The sequence below is a fragment of the Leifsonia sp. Soil_N53 genome (assembly GCF_057655165.1).
Map to the genome: position 1 here is coordinate 1 of NZ_JBDGMM010000049.1, position 19,036 is coordinate 19,036.

Below are 19,036 nucleotides of genomic sequence, written 5' to 3' on the forward strand. Positions count from 1 at the left end.
GACGCCGGCCGCGCGCGGGCCGTTCGGCGCGCAGGCGGCCGGCGGCGGCTGGTGCCGCTGGGGCGACGACCCGGCGGATTCGGCCGGGGCAGCCGCTTCACAGTCGATGCACCTGCTGTCGGTGCAGGTCCTGCCGCGCGCGGCGGCGAGCTGGCAGCGGCTGGCCGAGCAGTATCCGGAGTCCGCCGCCAACGGCGCCCACTACGACGGCGGCGACTCGCGCGGCGGCGACTGCGGGCACGCGGCGACCGGAACCGGGAGCACTTGTCACACGAACGTCCTGGTCGGCGGTTCCTGGCTGGCGGTGGACGCCGTCAGCGGCACCTCCGCGATCGACGAGAAGGCGTTCCACGCGCTCGTCCAGTCGTTCGTCCCGACCGTCGCTGCGATCGACACCCGGACGGCCACGCCCGCCCCGAGGAAGCCGCTGTCGTGCGGCGACCCCGCGTGGCTGAAGGCCGTCGCCGGCGTCTACGGCCCGTCGTCCGTCGCGACGCTCGACCCGGCCGGGAGCTTCGGCGTGCAGAGCGCGCTCCAGGACGTCCCCGGCGCGACCGTCTGCGCCTACCGCGAGGGCGGGGACTCCGGGTCGTCCCTGATCGGCACCGTCTCGGTGCTCCGCGACGCGGCCGCCGCCTACGCGACCTACCACGGTCTCGTCGTGAGCGACCCGGACGCCAGCGGCGGCACGGTCCAGCTCGGCGGCACGGAGGTCGCCACGCTGGTCCGCTACACGAATGCGGCCGGCTCGACACCCGCAGAGACGGTGGTCGACGCCCTGGTGGGCGACGCCTGGATCCAGTTCGCGGCGGTGACGGGCTCCGACGATCAGGCGTCGTCGGTGGTGGAGTGGGTGGCCGGCCGGCTGTGAGGCGCCGTCCCCGCTGCGAGCCGGCGGCCGATGCCCGGCGGGTCAGGCGCGCGGTCGGGCCTGCTGACCGGCCAGCGGCAGGGACACCCGGAAGGTCGCGCCGCCGCCGTCGGTCTCCACGACCTCCACGGTGCCGTGGTGGGCCGCGAGGATCGAGGAGACGATGGCGAGGCCCAGGCCGCTGCCGCCGGTCTCGCGGGCGCGCGAGGTGTCGGCGCGCCAGAAGCGCTGGAAGATCTTGTCGCGGATCTGCGGCGGGATGCCCTCGCCGTGGTCGCGCACCTCCAGCAGCGCGCGGTCCGTGCGGTGGTCGACCTGCACGGCGATCTCGATCGGGCTGTCTTCCGGGGTGTAGCGGAGCGCGTTGCCCATCAGGTTCGTGACGACCTGGCGGAGCTTGTTCTCCTCCGCCATCACGATCGCCGGCTCGGCGGGCGGCGTGGCGAGGGCGACGTGCTCGGCCGTCGTGACGGCGAGCTGGCCCGTCGTCCCGCGCCGTCCGCGGCCGCCGCGGCGCAGACGCGCGAGGGCCGAGCCGGCGAAGGCGATCGGGCCGGTGGCGCCGGCCGGGCGCGTCAGATCATCCGGGAGTGTCATCGGGACGGTGTCGAGCCCGGGCTCCGGCGGTCCGGCCTGCAGCTCGGCGAGCACGGGTGCGGGCGTGAGCACCGTCACGCGGCGGCCCGGGGCGCCCGCCATGGCGTCCATCGCCGCGTCCTGCGCGATACGCACCAGGTCGACGGGGTGCAGGTCGAGCGGCTTGGTCTCGTCGAGACGCGCCAGCTCCAGGAGGTCCTCGACCAGGAGGCCCATCCGGATGGCCTCCTTCTCGATCCGCTCCATCGCCTGGGCGACGTCCTCGGGCGTCTGCAACGCACCCATCCGGTACAGCTCGGCATAGCCGCGTACCGAGACGAGCGGCGTTCTCAGCTCGTGGGAGGCGTCGCCGACGAACCGGCGCATCTGGTCGATCGTGCGCGCACGGTCGTTGAACGCCCGGTCGATGCGGTTCAGCATGGTGTTGAGCGAGCGGTTGAGCCGGCCGACCTCGGTGTTCGGGGTCGCGCCGCCGAGGCGCTGGCTGAAGTCGCCGTCGGCGATGGCGGCGGCGGTCCGTTCGACCTCCTGCAGCGGCGAGAACGTCGTCGTCACCAGCATCCGGGTGAGGCCGGCGCCGACGATGATGACGATGACGCCGAAGCCGAGGAAGATCGCCAGGAAGCTCGCCATCACGGTGTCGATCTGACTGGTCGTGGTGGCCACGACCGCGGTGGCGAGCTCACCGGTCTGCGCGAAGGTCTGCGTCGTGGCCAGGGCGCGGTACGCCGTGTGCCCGTCGTTGCTCAACAGCGAGAAGCCGCCGGCCGGCAGGGCCTTGGCCTCCGACAGGGTGAGCTTCTCGGGGACCGCAGGGCGGTGGGCGAACGGGATGTTGCTCCAGTTCGTCTTGACCAGGTTGCCGCTGGCGTCGTACAGCGCGGCGAAGTAGTCCGACGGGCTGGAGTCGGTGGCGATCTTGTCCTTGTCCGACGAGCCGAACAGATACGTGTTGACGTAGGTCGCCCCGGACGCCGCAGACAACTGCGCATCCAGCTGGTCGATCAGCACCGGCTTCAGCATCGACATCGTCCCGATGCCGGTCACGAGCAGCCCGAGCGTCAGCATGAGCACGGTCACCCCGGTGATCTTGGTCCGGAGGGAGATCGCGTTCCAGCGGTCGAGCAGGCGTGAGTGCATCAGGCCGTCAGTCTATGCAGACGTTGCTGAGCCGACGATGTGCGCCGGGGTCACGCCTTGGCGGCCTTGAGCATGTAGCCGAATCCGCGCTTGGTCTGGATGAGCGGCTCGCTGGAGTGCGCGTCAACCTTGCGGCGCAGGTACGAGATGTACGACTCCACGATGCCCGCGTCGCCGTTGAAGTCGTACTCCCAGACGTGGTCGAGGATCTGCGCCTTGGACAGCACGCGGTTGGGGTTGAGCATCAGGTAGCGCAGCAGCTTGAACTCGGTCGGGCTGAGCTCGATGGGCGTTTCGCCGACGTAGACCTCGTGGGTGTCCTGGTCCATCGTGAGCTCGCCCGCGCGGATCACGGCGTCCTCGTCGGCCTGCATCGTGCGGCGCAGGATGGCCTTGATGCGGGCCACGATCTCGTCGAGGCTGAACGGCTTGGTGACGTAGTCGTCGCCGCCGACCGTGAGGCCGGTGATCTTGTCCTCGGTGTCGTCCTTCGCCGTGAGGAACAGGATGGGCGCGGTGTAGCCCGCGCCGCGCAGCCGCTTGGTGACGCCGAAGCCGTTCATGTCGGGGAGCATGACGTCGAGGATGATGAGGTCTGGCTCCTCTTCGAGGACCGCGGAGATCGCCTGCGCGCCGTTGCCGACCGCGCGCACGGCGAAGCCGGCGAAGCGGAGGCTGGTGGTGAGGAGATCGCGGATGTTCGGCTCGTCGTCGACGATGAGAATGCGGGGTCCTGCGTTCATGCGAAACAGTATCTGCGCGTCTGCTGAATTCTGCCTGTGAGCCGACGGTGCGCGGTGAGTGCGAACGGCAGGTGCGGGCCGTGCGGTTCGACCATGCGCGCAGTGCGAGGGCTGGCGCGGGCCGTATGAACAGTGGATGCTGAAAGGACCAGCGATCGGAGCAGGCATGTCGAATCCCACCGTGGTCATCGTCGGAGCAGGGCTCGCCGGGGCGACGACCGCCGTCGAGTTGCGCTCCCGCGGGTTCGCGGGGCGCATCATGCTGCTCGGCGCGGAGGAGCACCCTCCCTACATCCGCCCGCCGCTGTCCAAGGAGTACCTGAAGGGCGATTCCGAGCTGGACGAGGCGTACGTGAAGCCCGCCGACTGGTACGCGGACAACGACGTGGAGTTCTTGCCCGGGACCGACGCCGGGTCGTTCGACCCGGGCGCGCACGAGCTCTTCGTGGCCGGCGGCGCCCGGATCACCTACGACAGCCTGGTGCTGGCGACCGGGTCGCACGCCCGGCCGCTCGGCGTCCCGGGCAGCGGGCACGGCGCCGTCTTCTCCCTGAGAACCATCGAGGACTCGCAGTGGCTGCGCGCCGCTCTGGAGGTCGGGTCGCGGCGCGTCGTCGTCGTCGGCTCGGGCTGGATCGGCATGGAGGTCGCCGCGGCGGCGCGCGGCTACGGCAACGAGGTGACCGTCGTCGGGCGCTCGCACGTGCCGCTGGGGCCCGCGATCGGACCGGAGCTCGGCGCGGTGTTCGAGACGCTGCACCGCGACAACGGCGTGGTCTTCCGCAACGCCGCGCATGTCGTCGCCGTGGAGGGCGGCGACGAGCAGGTCGTCGTGCTGGCGACGGGCGAGCGCCTCCCGGCGGACGTGGTGGTGGCCGGCGTCGGCGCCGCGCCGAACACCTCGATCGCCGAGCAGTCGGGCGTCGCGCTCGACAACGGCGTTCCCACCGACGAGGCCATGCGCACCGCCGTCGAGGACGTCTACGCCGTCGGCGACCTGGCCAACCCGCTGCTGCCCGCGATCGGGCAGCGCCTGCGCAACGAGCACTGGGCCAACGCCATCGCGGGCGGCACGGTCGCCGCTCGCGCGATCGCGGGCGAGGACGCGAGCTACGACGACATCCCGTACTTCTACTCCGACCAATACGATCTGGGCATGGAGTACTCCGGCTATGCACCCCTGGCGTCCGGCGCGAAGGTCGTCTTCCGCGGCGACGTGTCCGCGCGCGAGTTCATCGCCTTCTGGCTGCGCGACGACCGCGTGGTCGCCGGCATGAACGTCAACGTGTGGGACGTGCAGGAGCAGATCCAGCGCCTGATTCGCGGCCGGGAGGCCATCGATCCCGACCGGCTCACCGACGAGAGCGTGGACCTTGCAGAGCTCTGAGACCGGCGTCGCGATGTACCTGCCCCCGCTCCGCGTCCCCGTGCGTGTCATCGGCGCGCGCACCTTCGACTTCTCGCGCCGCGTCGCCGTCATGGCGGTGGTGAACCGCACGCCGGACTCGTTCTTCGACCAGGGCCGTACCTTCGCGTTGGACGCGGCGGTGGCCGCCGCCTTCGACGCCGTCGCGGCCGGCGCCGACTGGGTCGACATCGGCGGTGCGCCGTTCGCGCCCGGCGCCCCCGTCCCGCCGGAAGCGGAGGCCGACCGGGTGGTGCCCGTCGTCGCCGAGCTGCGCGCCGGATCGGACGTCGTGATCTCGGTCGACACCTTCCACGCGTCGGTGGCCGCCCGCGCCATCGCCGCCGGGGCGACGGTGATCAACGACACCACCGGTCTCAGCGACCCCGACCTGGCCCGCGTCGTCGCGGACAGCGACGCCACGCTCGTGCTCACGCACAGTCTGGCCGCCCCGCGCACGTTCTACCCGCGGCCCACGTACGACGACATCGCGCGGGAGGTCGCGGACTTCCTTCTCGAGCGGGTCGACCGCGCGGCTGCGGCGGGCGTCCCGGAGGAGCGCATCATCCTCGACCCCGGTCACGACCTCAACAAGAACACGCTGCAGTCGCTGGAGCTCACCCGGCGGCTCTCCGAGATCGCCGACCTCGGCTATCCCACCCTCGCCGCGGTCTCGAACAAGGACTTCATCGGCGAGACGCTGGACGCCCCGCGCTCGGAGCGCCGGGACGGCTCGATCGCCGCCGCGGTCGTCGCGATCGTGAACGGCGCCCGGATCATCCGGATGCACGACGTGCCGGGCTCGGTCGCCGCGGCCCGGATGACGGAGGCCATCCTGGGGCTGCGCGAGCCGGCCTATCTCCGGCACAACATGGGCGACGTGAATGAGTGAGGCGGCGATCGACCGCCTCCTCCCGCTCCCGGCGGAGGAGGGGATCGGCGACCGGCAGATCGCCGAGCTGTACTCCGACGGGGCCGGGGACCCGTGGCTGCGCGTCAACTTCGTCTCCAGCATCGACGGCGCCGCCACCCGCCAGGGACTCTCCGGCGGGCTCTCCGACGACGCCGATCACCGGGTGTTCGACATCCTCCGCCGGCTCTGCGATGTCGTGCTGGTCGGCGCGGGCACCGTGCGGGCGGAGGGCTACGGCCCCATGCGCGTGGACGCGCTGTCCCAGCGGACGAGGCGCGACTCGGGGCTGACCGCGCACCCCGTGTTCGCGATCGTCTCGGCGAGCCTCGACCTCGATCCGGAGAGCCCGATCTTCCGGGACGCGCCCGAGCGGCCGATCATCGTCACGACCGAGCTCTCCCGGGCGGACACCCGGGAGGCGCTCGCCGAGGTCGCCGACGTCATGGTCTGCGGCGAGGTGCGAGTGGAGCCCGCCCTGCTGCTGGACAAGCTGATCGCACGCGGCCTGACCCGCATCCACTGCGAGGGCGGCCCGCACCTGTTCGGCGACCTGATCGCGACGGGCGTCGTGGACGAGCTCTGCCTGACCGTCGGTTCGACGCTGGAGGCCGGGGCCGCCTCCCGCATCGCGGCGGGCGCCGCGCCGATCCTCCCGCTGGGGATGCGGCTGGCTCACGTGCTGCGTGCCGGTGACACTCTGCTGCTGCGGTACGTGAAGCGCGCGTGAGCGACCGCGTCCCGATCGACGCGGCGCTCGTTCGCCGGCTGGTCGACGCCCAGTTCCCGGAGTACCGCGCGCTGCCGCTGCGGCCGGTGGACCTGGACGGCTGGGACAACCGGACCTTCCGGCTCGGGGACGGGCTCAGCGTGCGCCTGCCGAGCGCGCGCGGCTATGTCGAGCAGGTGGCGAAGGAGCACGAGTGGCTGCCGCGGCTCGCTCCTCAGCTGCCGTTGCCCATCCCGCAGCCTGTCGCGCAGGGCGTGCCGGGGGAGGGCTACCCGTTCGCCTGGTCGATCTACCGGTGGCTGCCGGGCACGCCGCTCGGGCTGGCGCGCGACGTGGACGACGTCGCGCTGGCCGCCGACCTCGGCGCCTTCCTGACGGCGCTCCGACGCGTCGACGCGACCGGCGGCCCGGCGGCCGGGAGTCACAACTTCTACCGTGGCGCCCCGCCAGGGGTCTACCGGGAAGAGGCGCTCGCGGCGATGCGCGCCGGCGCGCCGGACATCGACCCGCGGCTGGCGAGGCGGATCTGGGACGCCGCCGAGGCGTCGGAGTGGGAGCGGCCGGGCGTGTGGCTGCACGGCGACGCGGCCCCGGGTAACCTCCTGGTCCGGAACGGGCGGCTCTCCGCCGTCATCGACTTCGGCACCTCCGGGGTCGGCGACCCCGCGTGCGACCTGGTGCCGGCCTGGACGATGTTCGACGCCGACGCCCGGCGTGCCTTCCTGGACGCGATCGGCCTGGACGCCGCGACCCAGCAGCGGGCGCGCGCCTGGGCGCTCTGGAAGGCGCTCATCACCGTCCGCGACAGCCCGGACGACGCCCCCTCCCGCCGCACCCTCGCCCGCCTCGCCGCCGACCCCGGCGTCTGAGGTCGGCGGCAGGCTACGCCGCCGCGAGCGCGTGCGCGTCGAGGATCGTGTACGAGTACCCCTGCTCCGCCAGAAACCGCTGCCGGTTCTGCGCGAAGTCCTGATCCACCGTGTCGCGCGACACCAGCGTGTAGAAGTTCGCCGACAGCCCCGACTGCTTCGGGCGCAGCAGCCGGCCGAGGCGCTGCGCCTCCTCCTGCCGCGAGCCGTACGAGCCGGACACCTGGATGGCGACCGTGGCCTCCGGGAGGTCGACCGAGAAGTTCGCCACCTTGCTGACCACCAGCACCGGTGTCGTCCCCTCGCGGAACTCCTGGTACAGCCGCTCCCGCTCGTCCACCGGCGTCGCGCCGGTGAGCTGCGGCGCGCCGAGGGCTTCGGCGAGCTCGTCGATCTGGTCGAGGTACTGCCCGATCACCAGGATGCGCTCGCCCGCGTGCCGGTCGACGAGCTGCCGGACGACGTCCAGCTTGGCCGGGGCGGTCGCCGCGAGCCGGTAGCGCTCGTCGTCGGCCGCCGCGGCGTAGCTCAGCCGGTCGGAGGCCGGCAGGTCGATCCGCACCTCGAAGCAGGAGGCGGGGGAGATGAAGCCCTGCGACTCGATCTCCTTCCACGGCGCGTCGAAACGCTTCGGGCCGATCAGGCTGAACACGTCGCCCTCCCGGCCGTCCTCGCGCACCAGCGTCGCGGTGAGGCCGAGGCGGCGTCGGGCCTGGAGGTCGGCCGTCAGCTTGAACACCGGCGCGGGCAGCAGGTGCACCTCGTCGTACACGACCAGCCCCCAGTCCAGCGCATCGAGCAGCGCCAGGTGCGCGTACTCGCCCTTCCGCTTAGCGGTGAGGATCTGGTAGGTCGCGATCGTGACCGGCTTGATCTCCTTCACCTGGCCCGAGTACTCGCCGATCTCCTCCGCGGTGAGAGAGGTGCGCTTCAGCAGCTCATCCCGCCACTGCCGCGCGGACACCGTGTTGGTCACCAGGATGAGCGTGGTGGTCTTCGCCGTGGCCATCGCCCCGGCGCCGACCAGCGTCTTGCCCGCGCCGCAGGGGAGTACTACGACGCCGGACCCGCCGTCGAAGAAGTTGCTGACGGCCTTGCGCTGGTAGTCGCGCAGCGCCCAGCCGCTCTCGTCCAGCTCGATCGGGTGCGGGGTGCCGGGGGTGTAGCCGGCGAGGTCCTCCGCGGGCCAGCCGAGCTTGACCAGCTCCTGCTTGAGCTGGCCGCGCGCCCAGGCCTCCACGGTGAAGGTGGTCTCGTCGCGGCGCTCCAGCAGCAGCGGGGCGATGCGCTTGGCCGTCGCGACCTCCAGCAGCACCGGCCGGTCGGAGGATTGCAGCAGCAGCGTGCCCTCCTCGTCGCGTTCGATGACCAGGCGGCCGTAGCGGGCGACGGTCTCGGAGACGTCCACCGTCACCGTCTGCGGGATCGGGAACTTGGAGTACTTCTCCAGCGTCCCGAGCATGTCCTCCGCGGTGTGCCCGGCGGCGCGGGCGTTCCACAGGCCGAGGCGTGTGATCCGGTAGGTGTGGATGTGCTCGGGCGCGCGCTCCAGCTCGGCGAAGACGGCGAGGTCGTGCCGGGCGTCCTCCGCCGCTGGGTGCGCGACCTCGAGCAGGACGGTGCGGTCGCTCTGGACGATCAGGGGGCCATCGGACATGACCGCTCAGTCTACGCTGCGCAGCCCCTTGACGCTGGAGAGCGGCAGGGTCCGCTCGATGTCCGCCGCTCGGTCACGGCCGCGCAGCCGGCCCCCGCCGATGCCGGTCGGCTCCAGCAGGTAGTCGACCAGCCGGCCGTCCGGCATCGCGACCTGCACGACCACGGTCTGCCGCGCGCGCACGGCCTGGTCGAGCTGACGGGCGAGCCACTGCTCGCCGGTGTCCTCGTCGGAGGCGTCCGCGTCCCGGAGCCGGGCGACGAGCTCCGCCGCCGGATCCCGCGGCGCGACGGGCGCACTCCGCTCCGCGATCCTCCGGCGCTGCGGCGTCACGAGCGCTCCGGAGGCGTCCTCGGCGACCACCGGGTAGCGGGCGTCGCTGAGCGCCCAGAAGACCACGTCGCGCGGGAACCGGCTGACGAGCGTCCGCTCGTCTGCGCGCAGCAGCCGCAGCGACGACAGCGACTGGTCGACCGCGATCGTGCCGAGCAGGGTGGCGTCGTCGGAGCGCACCAGCGCCTTTCCGTCGGTGTCCCCGTCGGCGTCGCGCACCCGCACACGCCCGTGGCGCTCGACCGCGTCCGCGATCAGATAGTCCAGCGGCTGCGGCACGCCGGTGAGCGAGACAGCGGCGAGGAAGTCGTGGATGCTGGCCGCGGTCTCCCCGGCGGTCACCGCGCGGTCGATGGAGGCGGCGGAGAACCGGAAGGTGGACGCCAGCGCCCGGCTCTCCAGGTCGGCCATCGTGCGCAGCCGGGCCTCCACCTCGGGGGCGAGCGGGCCGGGGGAGATCACCGTCAGGTCGTGCTGCAGGTAGACCTGCGACACCTCGGCGGGGAAGTGCGCGACCATCGCCGCGGTCGCCTCCGCCGGCCCCGACTCCAGGAGTGCGGCGCCCGCGCTGCCGGGAGCCCCGCCCGCGGCGACGCCGAGCCATTCGGCCTCCCGGAGGTGCCGGTCGACGCGCTCTTCGGTCTCCGCGACCGCCGCCGGGTGTAGCCAGGCGATGTGGGCGCGCAGCGAGGCGCCCCACGGCCTCCGGCTGCGTGCGAGCAGCAGCGCACGGAGGTCGCGCGGGAGGTCGCTCGGGAGGCCGCCGAGCCAGGAGGCGGCGAGGTCGCGCCAGCGGTCCGCCGTCGTCGCGTGCTGCCAGCCGGAGGCCGCCGCGGTCGGCAGCCAGACCCCGTCCGCGACCGCCGCCAGCCCCGCACTGGCGGCCACGGACAGCGCGACCGGGACGATCGCGGACTCCACCGCGAGGGCCTCGGCGAGCCGTTTGGCGGCCGGGAGCGCGAGGCCGCCCTTCTGCAGCTCGCGCGCGCCCTCCCGCCCCAGCTCGGTCAGGAGCTCGGAGACGCCGGCCACCGCCTCGAAGGCGCGCTCGGCAGCGAGCCGGTCGGAGGCGGCGAGGTCGCCGGGCGTGAGCGGGCCGGGAACGGCCGGCGGTGGCGTGTCGAGCAGGGCGGACGGTGCGGGGAGGCCGAGCTCCGGCCAGGTCTCGAGCCGCGCGGTCACGGCGTCGTACGGCGCGGTGCCGTCGGGCGTGGCATCGTCGTCCGCAGGATGCACGAGGGCGAGCCGGGCGAGCGCGTCCACTGCGTCGCGGACCGCCGCGACCATGGCATCGGCGGTCGCGGCGTGCTCGCCGAGCCGGGCGGCGATCCACTCGGGGCTCCTGGCCTCGCCGGAGCGACCGAGCACGGCGAGCGTGCAGAGCCGCAGGCGGTCGAGCGGCGCGAGCGCCCGCTGCACCGACTCCGGGTCGAGGAGAGCCTCCGCGAGGTCGAAGAAGTCGGAGATGCCCACGCGGCGCACCGGGCGGGCCCGCAGCAGCGCCGCGAGCTCGTCGTCCGGCAGGGCGCGCAACCGCGCCGCCAGGGCGAGCGTGGTCGTCATCTCGCCGGCCCGGAGCGGGAGGTCAGCGCCGGTCCTTGGGGCCGGCGGCCTTCGCTGCCCGGCTGCGCTGGCGGCCGGTGACGATGATGAGCGTGATCAGCAGGACGAACGCGATCGGGAGCGCGATGAGGGGCAGGACGAACACCGCAGGCCACACCCCCTGACCGGAACCCTGGGCGGGCATCCCGCCGACGGCGGACCCGATCAGGATGGCCGCGATGCACACCAGCGACACGACGACGAGCGCCGCGACGATGTACGAGAGGACGCGTTGGAGCCGGGATGCGGGCGGCGGGGTCTGCGAGGTCACGAAATCAAGGATAATTGAGGTTGGTCATTCGATCCCCCAGAAGTGAGGTTCCCATGCCGACCGGCAAGGTCAAGTTCTACGACGAGGAGAAGGGCTTCGGCTTCATCGCCACCGATGACGGCCAGGAGGTCTTCCTGCACGCTTCGGCGCTGCCCGCCGGCGCCGTCGTGAAAGCCGGGTCGCGGCTCGAGTTCGGCATCGCCGACGGCAAGCGCGGCGCCCAGGCGCTCTCCGTGCGCGTGCTGGAGGCGCCCCCGAGCCTGGTGAAGATGAAGCGCAAGTCGGCCGACGACATGGCGATCATCGTCGAAGACCTCGTGAAGCTTCTCGACGGCATCGGCGCCAACCTGCGCCGCGGCAAGTACCCGGACAAGGCGCACGGCGCCAAGATCGCGGCGGTGCTGCGCCGGGTTGCGGACGATCTGGATGCCTGAGGATCCGAGCACGGAGGAGCCCGAGACGGCCGCTGAGGCGACTGGCGCTGAGGCGAACGGTGCTGAGGCGAACGGTACTGAGGTGACGGACGCTCAGGCGGCCGACGCTGAGGTGGCGGACGCTGAGGTGGCCGGTGCTGAAGTGACGGACGCTCAGGCGGCCGACGCTGAGGCGACGGCCGCTGAGGCGGCGGCCGCTGAGCTGACCGACGCCGAGGCGACCGCGGCTGAGCCGGCGGACACCGGCGCGCCACTGAGCGCGGAGGACGTCTCCGACCTCCTCGCCGCTCTCCCGCTCGCGCGGGCGGCGCTCGCCGAGATCACGCCGGAGAGCACCATCGGCGAGCCCATCGGCCACGTCGTGGAGTCCGCCGGCGCGGTCTCGCTGCAGTTCGCCGCGGCACTTCCCGGCTATCCGGGCTGGCACTGGACCGTCACGGTCGGCCGCGCCGACGACGACGCCCAGCCCACCGTGCTCGAGGCCGAGCTGATGCCCGGCGAGGACTCGCTGCTCGCTCCCGACTGGGTGCCGTGGTCGGAGCGCCTCGCCGAGTACCAGGCCGCCCAGGAGGCGCTCGCCGCCGAGGCGGAGACGGCCGGCGCCGAGGGCGACGACGAAGGCGACGATGATGAAGACGCCTACGACGAGGACGAGGACGAGGACGAGGACGGCGACTACGACGACGAGTCCGACGACGCCGAGGCCGACGACGACCGCGACATCCACGACCTCCACGGTGACGACGACGTCGACGGTGTCGACATCGACTCGGTCGACGTCGGGTTCGACGAGGACACCGACGTCGACACCGAGCTCGACCTCGCGACCGAGGAGGCCGCGGCGCTCGCCGACGACTCGGAGCCGGATGACGCCGACCCTGATGACGCCGAGCCGGATGATGCTGATCCCGTCAGCGACTCAGCGGCGCCTGCGGGCGCGGGTGACGCTGAGGTAGGCGAAGCCGAGCAGGCCTAGCGCGATCCCGACGACGACCGTCCAGATCCACCAGCCGCCGCCCGCGGCCGTGATCGGAGCGGCGAAGATCAGCGTCGGGATCAGCGCGAGCGCCCAGAGTCCGATGCCGACGAGCACGGCCCGCCGGTCGTCCGTGGGAACGGGCACCGGGTCGGGTCGGCGCTCGTCGTCGCGAAGCCACAGCCGCACGATCGTCGCTCCCTTCTCCCGGCTCTCCCGGTTTCGTCCGGCCGGGCTCAGCCCAGCCGCTCGACCACGTACTCGACGCAGCCGATCAGCGCGCGGACATCCGCCGGCTCGATGGCCGTGAAGGTCGCGACGCGCAGCTGGTTGCGGCCGAGCTTGCGGTACGGCTCGGTGTCCACGATCCCGTTCGTGCGGAGCGTCTTGGCGACCGCCGCCGCGTCGATCCGGTCGTCGAAGTCGATCGTGACGACCACCTGCGACCGGTGCGCGGGGTCCGCGACGAACGGCGTGGCGTAGTCGACGCCCTCGGCCCACGCGTAGAGCGCGTCCGACGACTCCTTCGTACGGGCGTCGGCCCAGGCGAGACCGCCGTTGCCGTTCATCCACTCCAGCTGGTTCTCCAGCAGCACCAGCGTCGCGACGGCCGGGGTGTTCAACGTCTGGTCGAGCCGCGAGTTGTCGATCGCGTTCTTGATGCTGAGGAACTCTGGGATGTAGCGGCCGCTCGCGGCGATCCGCTCCACCCGCTCGATGGCGGCGGGGGAGAACAGCGCGAGCCAGAGGCCGCCGTCGGAGGCGAAGTTCTTCTGCGGCGCGAAGTAGTAGACGTCGGTCTCGGCGATGTCGACATCCACGCCGCCCGCCGCGCTCGTCGCGTCGATGACGGTGAGCGCGCCCGCGTCGCCGTTCACGCGCTTCACCGGCGCCATCACGCCGGTGGAAGTCTCGTTGTGGGGCCAGGCGTAGACGTCGACGCCGGCCACGGCCTCCGCCTCGGCGCGCGACCCTGCCGGCGCTTCGATCACCTGCGGTGCCTGCAGCCACGGGGTCTGCGCCGCCTTCGCGAACTTGCCGCCGAACTCGCCGAAGACGAGGTTCTGGCTGCGCTCCTCGATGAGGGAGAACGCCGCGGCGTCCCAGAACGCGGTCGAGCCGCCGTTGCCGATGACGACCTCGTAGCCGTCGGGCAGGCGGAAGAGCTCGCCGAGCCCCGAACGGACCCGGCCGACCAGGTTCTTGACCGGCGCCTGCCGGTGGGAGGTGCCGAGCAGCTCGGCGCCGGGGCCTGCCAGGTACGCGACCTGCTCCGGGCGGACCTTGGACGGGCCGCAGCCGAATCGTCCGTCGGCGGGCAGGAGGTCGGTGGGGATCGTCACGTCCGGCATAACTGAAGTCTATTGGCTGTTGCATTGCACGGACGGCCGTGGAGTCGCCCGCGAGCGGGGCGCCGTCACCTCCCCGTCACCTGCAGCAAGTAGGCTCGTACGCGACATTCGCGCGCCCGCACGGGAGGGATTCATGACCGACCTGATCGACACGACAGAGATGTACCTTCGCACCATCCTGGAGCTGGAGGAGGACAACATCGTCCCGCTGCGTGCGCGCATCTCCGAGCGTCTCGGCCACTCGGGCCCGACCGTCTCGCAGACCGTCGGCCGCATGGAGCGCGACGGCCTCGTGGTGGTCTCCGGAGACCGCCATCTGGAGCTCACCGACGACGGCCGCAGGAAGGCCGTGCACGTCATGCGCAAGCACCGTCTGGCCGAGCGGCTGCTCAGCGACGTCATCGAGCTCGAGTGGGAGTACGTCCACGAAGAGGCCTGCCGCTGGGAGCACGTCATGAGCGAGCAGGTGGAGCGCAAGCTGATCACCATGCTCGGCCACCCGACCGAGTCGCCGTACGGCAATCCCATCCCGGGGCTCGGCGAGCTCGGCGCGCCGGACGCGGCCTCCACCGCCAACCTCGTGAACCTCGTCGACGCCGTCCGGGAGTCCGATTCGGAGGTGACTGCCAGAATCCGCCGCCTGGGCGAGCCTGCGCAGGTCGACCCCGAGCTGCTGCTCCAGCTCAAGCAGGCCGGCGTTTTTCCCGGCTCCACCGGCACTTTCGCCGCGGCGGGCTCGTACGTCTCCGTGCAGGTCGACGGCTTCGACACCGGCCTCGAGCTCCCCAACGAGCTCGCGGCGCACATCTTCGTCGACGCCTGATCTTCGTTACCGATTCGTTAAAGAGTGCGTCAAAAGATGTGACAAATGCCGGGTGGTCCCGTAGTCTCTAACGAGTTCGAACGGGCCAGAAGCCGGCCCATCAGGACCCCGACCGGGACGCTCCAACCCCCCTCAAGCCCGTCTCCCGGCCGGTGACGCCGAATGCCTATCGCATCGGACGGGGGCAGCCCCCTAGTGCTGCCGGAGCGCAGGAGGTTGCACTTTGGCACACTCTGACACGCCCGGTCCCGCCCAGGACCGGTCCCCTCAGGACCCGGATTCCCTCTCTTCGACGTCGCCGGCCACTGCGCCCGCCGCTTCGCACGTCGTCTCCCGACGGTCGCTCCGCGCGGCGAAGGCTCCGGCCGCCGCCACCCCGTCCCGGCCCGCGGCTGCCAAGCCCGCGGCTGCCAAGCCCGCCGCCGCCGAGCCCAAGCCGGCCGCCAAGCGCAAGGGCGGCTGGATCCTCAACGTCGGCGTCATCACCGTGGCTACCGGCATCATCGCGACGATGTCGCTCCCCGCGTTCGCGTTCAACCCGAACGGCGCGGAGTCTGCGGGCTTCGGCCCGAGCGCTGCCGACAGCATGAAGAAGGCGCAGGCGCAGTCCGTCGCCGTCGGCGAGGGCGTGAGCGCCGCCGCGGTCAGCCGCGACGCCGCCACAGCGACCAGCCAGCAGCAGCTCGACTCGCAGAAGGCCGCGGCGGCCGCCGAGGCCGCCCGCCAGCGCGCGGCGGTGTCCCTGGCGAACTACGCCAGCTTCTCCGGCCCGTCGGTGTCCGACTTCCTGGCCAACCCGCCCTACCCGAGCTTCAGCCTCGCGCAGGTGTTCTCGGTGGCGAAGCAGTACATCGGCACGCCGTACGTCTACGGCGGCGACAGCCCCGCCGGCTTCGACTGCTCGGGCTACGTCATGTACGTCTACGCCCAGTTCGGCATCTCCCTCCCGCACTCGGTGTCGGGGCAGGCCGCGCGCGGCACGAAGATCTCGATCAACGACGCCCAGCCGGGCGACCTGATCGTGATGCCGGGCCACATCGGCTTCTACGCCGGCAACGGCAACATCATGGACGCCCCGGACTCGGGCCGCTCCATCTCCATCCGTCCGATCTGGACCAGCGACTACTACGTCGTCCGGCTCGGTATCTGACAGCCGAACCCGCGGTTAACACTGCGGTTCGCCGAGGAGCGATGGCGCGCCACGAATAGGTGGCGCGCCATTTCTGCGTTACTCTGTTGCCCTGGCGCACTGCCAGGCAGCCGTGCAGATCGGAGCATCCGATGGCCGAGTCGACCACCGTGCGGTCACCGAGGGTGACCACTGCGGTCGGTTGCGGCCTCGGAGCCGGGCGCGAGCTGCTGCCGCGCCACCGCGACTTCCTCGCCTGCCGCCACCATGTCGAGGCCTGCCACCGCCACCATGTGGTGTGCCGCCACCATGCCGCCGTCTTCCAGGGCGCTGTCCGTTCGGACAGTGCCCTTTTTGTTTCCCCGATCCGTGTTCACCGAGCGCACCCGAAAGGACGCAGATGAAGACCCTGGTCCTCAACGCCGGCTACGAGCCCCTCGCAGTCGTCTCCTTCAAGCGCGCGATCGTCCTGGTGATGAATCAGAAGGCCACGGTGCTCTCCAGCGACGCTGCCCACCCGGTCTGGAGCATCTCCGGCCGCTACGACCGCCCGTCGGTGATCCTGCTCACCCGCTACGTGCGCATCCCGCACGGCCGGCAGGTGCCGGTGTCCCGCCGCGGTGTGCTCCGCCGCGACAGCCACCGCTGCGGCTACTGCGGCAAGACAGCGACGACGATCGACCACGTCCTGCCGCGCTCCCGCGGCGGCGCGGACAGCTGGGAGAACCTGGTGGCGTGCTGCCTGCGCTGCAACAACGTAAAAGGCGACCGCACCCCGGCCGAGATGGGCTGGACCCTGAAGCTCACCCCCCGCGCCCCCCACGACAGCTCCTGGGTGGTCCGCGGCGTCGAGGGCGGCCAAGCGGACTGGCAGAACTACCTGGGCATCGCGGCCTGACCCCACGCGGGCTCCGCTAGGCTTAACGCGCTGGCCTCTGTAGCTCAATGGAAGAGCTGCTCCGTCCTAAGGAGAAGGTTGGGGGTTCGAGTCCCTCCAGGGGCACCTTTAGGGTGCAATGAAATAGCTGGTCAGAACCGATTTTCGATGATACGAAAATCGGCCATTTTTGTTTTTGCCCACAATTTGCCCACAGAGACGTCGAAAAACTCTAAGAAACTCTAAGAGATCTCTGGTGATCTCAATCGCCCTCATTTGATCACTCCAAATGACGCGGCGATGCAGTCAGCGGCATGCGTCGGAGCGACGCCCCATTTCAAAAGAACCCAGTCGCGCCCGGATTCAGTCCTCACCCCGCCGCCACTCGCGTCGACGTCGCCGCCGCTCTCGGAGCGTCATCACGTGCCGGTTGACCGCGAACGTGTTGACGGACCACGCGATGTGCCGTCGAAAAGATCGCCACGACCCGAGCTGACGCCCTGAGACGCCCACGACGAGGGTCGGGTCGTACATCACAGTCATGTCGGGCTCGAGTTGGATGCTGAGGTCGGAGTCGTCGTGGATGTCCCTGCGGCCGCGGTGGACGAGGGGGCTCATCCGCGACCAGGCCTCGCGACGGATTGCGAAGTTCGAACCGAACAAGGGAGGGTGGCCCAGCATCGGGCCGACGACGTGGAAGTAGCCGCCGAGGTAAAGAACCCGGCCCGCCCACGCGAGAAGCGCGTTGGTTCCGTAGAACCGGCCGGTGCCGGTGACCGCGCTCCACGAACCGGGCGACGCGAAGTCTTCACAGATGCGCTGCAGCCAGTCGGGGGAGGGGCGCGAGTCGGTGTCGATGCGCGCCAGGATGTCCCCGCGGGCGGCATCCAGCCCGGCAGCCGTCGCATCGGGGATCCCGCCTGTGGCGATGATCACACGAGCGCCGGCCCGCGCGGCGACGTCCCGGCTGCCGTCGGAGCTGCCGCCGTCGACGACGATCACCTCGAACGCCTGCGCCGTCTGGGCGGTGAGCGATTCCAGACACCGCGCGAGCATCGCGGCATCATTCAGACACGGGATCACCATCGAAACGAGGGGTATGCAGCCGGCAGGGGATTCGTCATGATTGCACCTCGCATCGTCAGTCGCCACTCGCCGACGCGATTGAATACACCACCCTGAGGAGGCGCAGGGACTGCCGCTCAAGGCCGAACCTACTCCTCCTCCATCATCTTCGGACCGACACGCGCTGCCCTCCGAGCGCGTGCCTCGGACGGGGACTTGTCTGCTCCACACCGAGAACACGATCCTGATTGCTGGCCGCGACGCCCGATGACGGCTGCTCTTGCTCGTTCCGCGCACCAACCGAGACCAGGAGAAGTCAACGGATGCCATTCATCACTACGCTCCTCGGCAGTAAGCTCGCAGTCGCGGTCGTCGCCCTTGGAACCCTGACGGTCGGAGGCGCCGCGGCAGCCGCATACACAGGGACGCTCCCTGGGGGGCTCCAGGACGAGGCGCATTCGATCATCGGCGCGCCGACCGCGAAGCCCACTGACGACGCTATGGCAACGCCGAAGCCCAGTGGCACCTCGTCTCCCACCGACACACCCGCGCCTAGCCCAACAGATCCGGTTGGTCCTGACGCGTCCGGGCCGGCGGCGCACGGCCTGTGCACCGCCTTCGAGCACGGTGGTCTCGACCAGGCGTCGGTCGCGTATGCAACTCTTGCGAAGGCGGCCGGAGGTGCGGACGCGATCACGGCCTACTGCGCTGCCGTCGTAGCGCCCGGACATTCCGCCGGCCACGGCCCTGAGAACTCGGTGAAGCCGACGACCGGACCGAGCTCGGACGCCACGGAAGCTCCGGAAGCCCCGGAAGCTCAGGACCAGCCGAAGGGGTCGCAGGATCACTCGGACCACGGTGCACCGGAGACATCGGCGGGTTCAGCCCGTTCGGGCGGAAGTCACGCTCGTCCCTAGAAGACGTCGAAGCCACGTGACCCGGATCCGCGACACCGGACGTGTCGTCGTCCACAGCTCGGCCGACAAGTCGAACAGCTGCCGTCTGGCCCGTCGTCCATCCGGCCGCGATCCGAGGGACCATGGTCCCGCAGACGTCGCCTCTGACGCTGAATTATTGAGAGGGGGTTCGATCAATCGGGCTCGCCCCGCGGATGGAAGGGGCAGGAACTCATGAAGCGGTTGCCTGTTCAGGTCGTCCTCGGAGCAATTGTGCTGGCCGCCGGGGTCCTCCTGCTGCTCGAATCTCTCGGGGTGATCATCACGCCCGTCTTGTGGGCGCTGGTGCTGGTGTG

The 19,036-nt window shown here is 71.2% G+C and carries 19 protein-coding genes and 1 tRNA gene; 11 read left to right on the forward strand and 9 right to left on the reverse strand.

Annotation, left to right across the window (positions count from 1 at the left end):
• Positions 1–871: hypothetical protein (locus tag AC3A3H_RS06855; RefSeq protein ID WP_487613805.1), on the forward strand; the 871-nt coding region annotated here is incomplete at its 5' end.
• A gap of 42 nt (positions 872–913) precedes the next feature.
• Here the strand turns inward: AC3A3H_RS06855 and AC3A3H_RS06860 are convergent.
• Complete coding sequence (locus AC3A3H_RS06860; protein ID WP_487613806.1) at positions 914–2,608, reverse strand: sensor histidine kinase; 1,695 nt, start codon at positions 2,606–2,608, stop codon at positions 914–916.
• Positions 2,609–2,658: 50 nt separating this feature from the next.
• On the reverse strand, positions 2,659–3,351 hold the full coding sequence (locus AC3A3H_RS06865; protein WP_487613807.1) for a response regulator transcription factor: 693 nt from the start codon (positions 3,349–3,351) through the stop codon (positions 2,659–2,661).
• Positions 3,352–3,517: 166 nt separating this feature from the next.
• Here AC3A3H_RS06865 and AC3A3H_RS06870 point away from each other — a divergent pair, with 166 nt between their 5' ends.
• From AC3A3H_RS06870 to AC3A3H_RS06885, 4 genes are read left to right on the forward strand one after another with little or no spacing between them, the layout of a single operon-like run.
• Entirely contained in the window at positions 3,518–4,738 is a 1,221-nt protein-coding gene (locus AC3A3H_RS06870) for an NAD(P)/FAD-dependent oxidoreductase (protein WP_487613808.1), read from the forward strand.
• A 13-nt stretch (positions 4,739–4,751) separates the two neighbouring features.
• Positions 4,752–5,648: a dihydropteroate synthase gene (gene folP / locus AC3A3H_RS06875; RefSeq protein ID WP_487613822.1), complete on the forward strand. Its 897-nt coding sequence runs from the start codon at positions 4,752–4,754 to the stop codon at positions 5,646–5,648.
• A complete protein-coding gene (locus AC3A3H_RS06880; RefSeq protein ID WP_487613809.1) occupies positions 5,641–6,396 on the forward strand; it encodes a pyrimidine reductase family protein in 756 nt (251 codons plus the stop codon). The genes folP and AC3A3H_RS06880 overlap by 8 nt, the downstream gene beginning before the upstream one ends.
• A complete protein-coding gene (locus AC3A3H_RS06885) occupies positions 6,393–7,265 on the forward strand; it encodes an aminoglycoside phosphotransferase family protein (RefSeq protein WP_487613810.1) in 873 nt (290 codons plus the stop codon). The genes AC3A3H_RS06880 and AC3A3H_RS06885 overlap by 4 nt, the downstream gene beginning before the upstream one ends.
• A 13-nt stretch (positions 7,266–7,278) precedes the next feature.
• Here AC3A3H_RS06885 and AC3A3H_RS06890 read toward each other — a convergent pair whose 3' ends face one another.
• From AC3A3H_RS06890 to AC3A3H_RS06900, 3 genes are read right to left on the reverse strand one after another with little or no spacing between them, the layout of a single operon-like run.
• Positions 7,279–8,922, reverse strand: a complete 1,644-nt coding sequence (locus AC3A3H_RS06890) for a DNA repair helicase XPB (RefSeq protein ID WP_487613811.1) — start codon at positions 8,920–8,922, stop codon at positions 7,279–7,281.
• 6 nt (positions 8,923–8,928) lie between these two features.
• Positions 8,929–10,818, reverse strand: coding sequence for a helicase-associated domain-containing protein (locus AC3A3H_RS06895; RefSeq protein WP_487613812.1), 1,890 nt, complete (start codon positions 10,816–10,818; stop codon positions 8,929–8,931).
• Positions 10,819–10,840: 22 nt separating this feature from the next.
• Positions 10,841–11,128, reverse strand: a complete 288-nt coding sequence (locus AC3A3H_RS06900; RefSeq protein ID WP_487613813.1) for a hypothetical protein — start codon at positions 11,126–11,128, stop codon at positions 10,841–10,843.
• A 53-nt stretch (positions 11,129–11,181) separates the two neighbouring features.
• On the opposite strand from AC3A3H_RS06900, the gene AC3A3H_RS06905 reads away from it, so the two are divergent.
• Positions 11,182–11,562 carry a cold-shock protein gene (locus AC3A3H_RS06905; protein ID WP_185276707.1) on the forward strand — a complete coding sequence of 127 codons (381 nt, stop codon included), beginning with the start codon at positions 11,182–11,184 and terminating at the stop codon, positions 11,560–11,562.
• A gap of 82 nt (positions 11,563–11,644) precedes the next feature.
• Positions 11,645–12,538, forward strand: a complete 894-nt coding sequence (locus AC3A3H_RS06910) for a DUF3027 domain-containing protein (protein ID WP_487613814.1) — start codon at positions 11,645–11,647, stop codon at positions 12,536–12,538.
• Here the strand turns inward: AC3A3H_RS06910 and AC3A3H_RS06915 are convergent.
• Positions 12,482–12,727: a DUF2530 domain-containing protein gene (locus AC3A3H_RS06915; RefSeq protein ID WP_487613815.1), complete on the reverse strand. Its 246-nt coding sequence runs from the start codon at positions 12,725–12,727 to the stop codon at positions 12,482–12,484. The two genes, AC3A3H_RS06910 and AC3A3H_RS06915, sit on opposite strands and share 57 nt — an antisense overlap.
• A 47-nt stretch (positions 12,728–12,774) precedes the next feature.
• On the reverse strand, positions 12,775–13,890 hold the full coding sequence (gene serC / locus AC3A3H_RS06920; RefSeq protein WP_487613816.1) for a phosphoserine transaminase: 1,116 nt from the start codon (positions 13,888–13,890) through the stop codon (positions 12,775–12,777).
• A gap of 133 nt (positions 13,891–14,023) precedes the next feature.
• On the opposite strand from serC, the gene AC3A3H_RS06925 reads away from it, so the two are divergent.
• Together AC3A3H_RS06925 and AC3A3H_RS06930 are read left to right on the forward strand one after the other, a co-directional pair.
• Positions 14,024–14,713 carry an iron-dependent transcriptional repressor DtxR gene (locus tag AC3A3H_RS06925; RefSeq protein ID WP_487613817.1) on the forward strand — a complete coding sequence of 230 codons (690 nt, stop codon included), beginning with the start codon at positions 14,024–14,026 and terminating at the stop codon, positions 14,711–14,713.
• Between the two features lie 223 nt (positions 14,714–14,936).
• Positions 14,937–15,863, forward strand: coding sequence for a C40 family peptidase (locus tag AC3A3H_RS06930; protein ID WP_487613818.1), 927 nt, complete (start codon positions 14,937–14,939; stop codon positions 15,861–15,863).
• Between the two features lie 155 nt (positions 15,864–16,018).
• Here the strand turns inward: AC3A3H_RS06930 and AC3A3H_RS06935 are convergent, their stop codons facing one another.
• The gene (locus AC3A3H_RS06935) at positions 16,019–16,219 is read right to left on the reverse strand and encodes a hypothetical protein (RefSeq protein WP_487613819.1); all 201 of its coding nucleotides are present in this window, start codon (positions 16,217–16,219) and stop codon (positions 16,019–16,021) included.
• Between the two features lie 23 nt (positions 16,220–16,242).
• On the opposite strand from AC3A3H_RS06935, the gene AC3A3H_RS06940 reads away from it, so the two are divergent.
• Both AC3A3H_RS06940 and AC3A3H_RS06945 read left to right on the forward strand, forming a co-directional pair.
• Positions 16,243–16,740, forward strand: a complete 498-nt coding sequence (locus tag AC3A3H_RS06940; RefSeq protein ID WP_487613820.1) for an HNH endonuclease — start codon at positions 16,243–16,245, stop codon at positions 16,738–16,740.
• Positions 16,741–16,773: 33 nt separating this feature from the next.
• Positions 16,774–16,845: transfer RNA gene (locus AC3A3H_RS06945), tRNA-Arg, on the forward strand.
• A 237-nt stretch (positions 16,846–17,082) separates the two neighbouring features.
• Here the strand turns inward: AC3A3H_RS06945 and AC3A3H_RS06950 are convergent.
• Complete coding sequence (locus AC3A3H_RS06950) at positions 17,083–17,805, reverse strand: glycosyltransferase family 2 protein (protein ID WP_487613821.1); 723 nt, start codon at positions 17,803–17,805, stop codon at positions 17,083–17,085.
• Between the last annotated feature and the right edge of the window lie 1,231 nt (positions 17,806–19,036).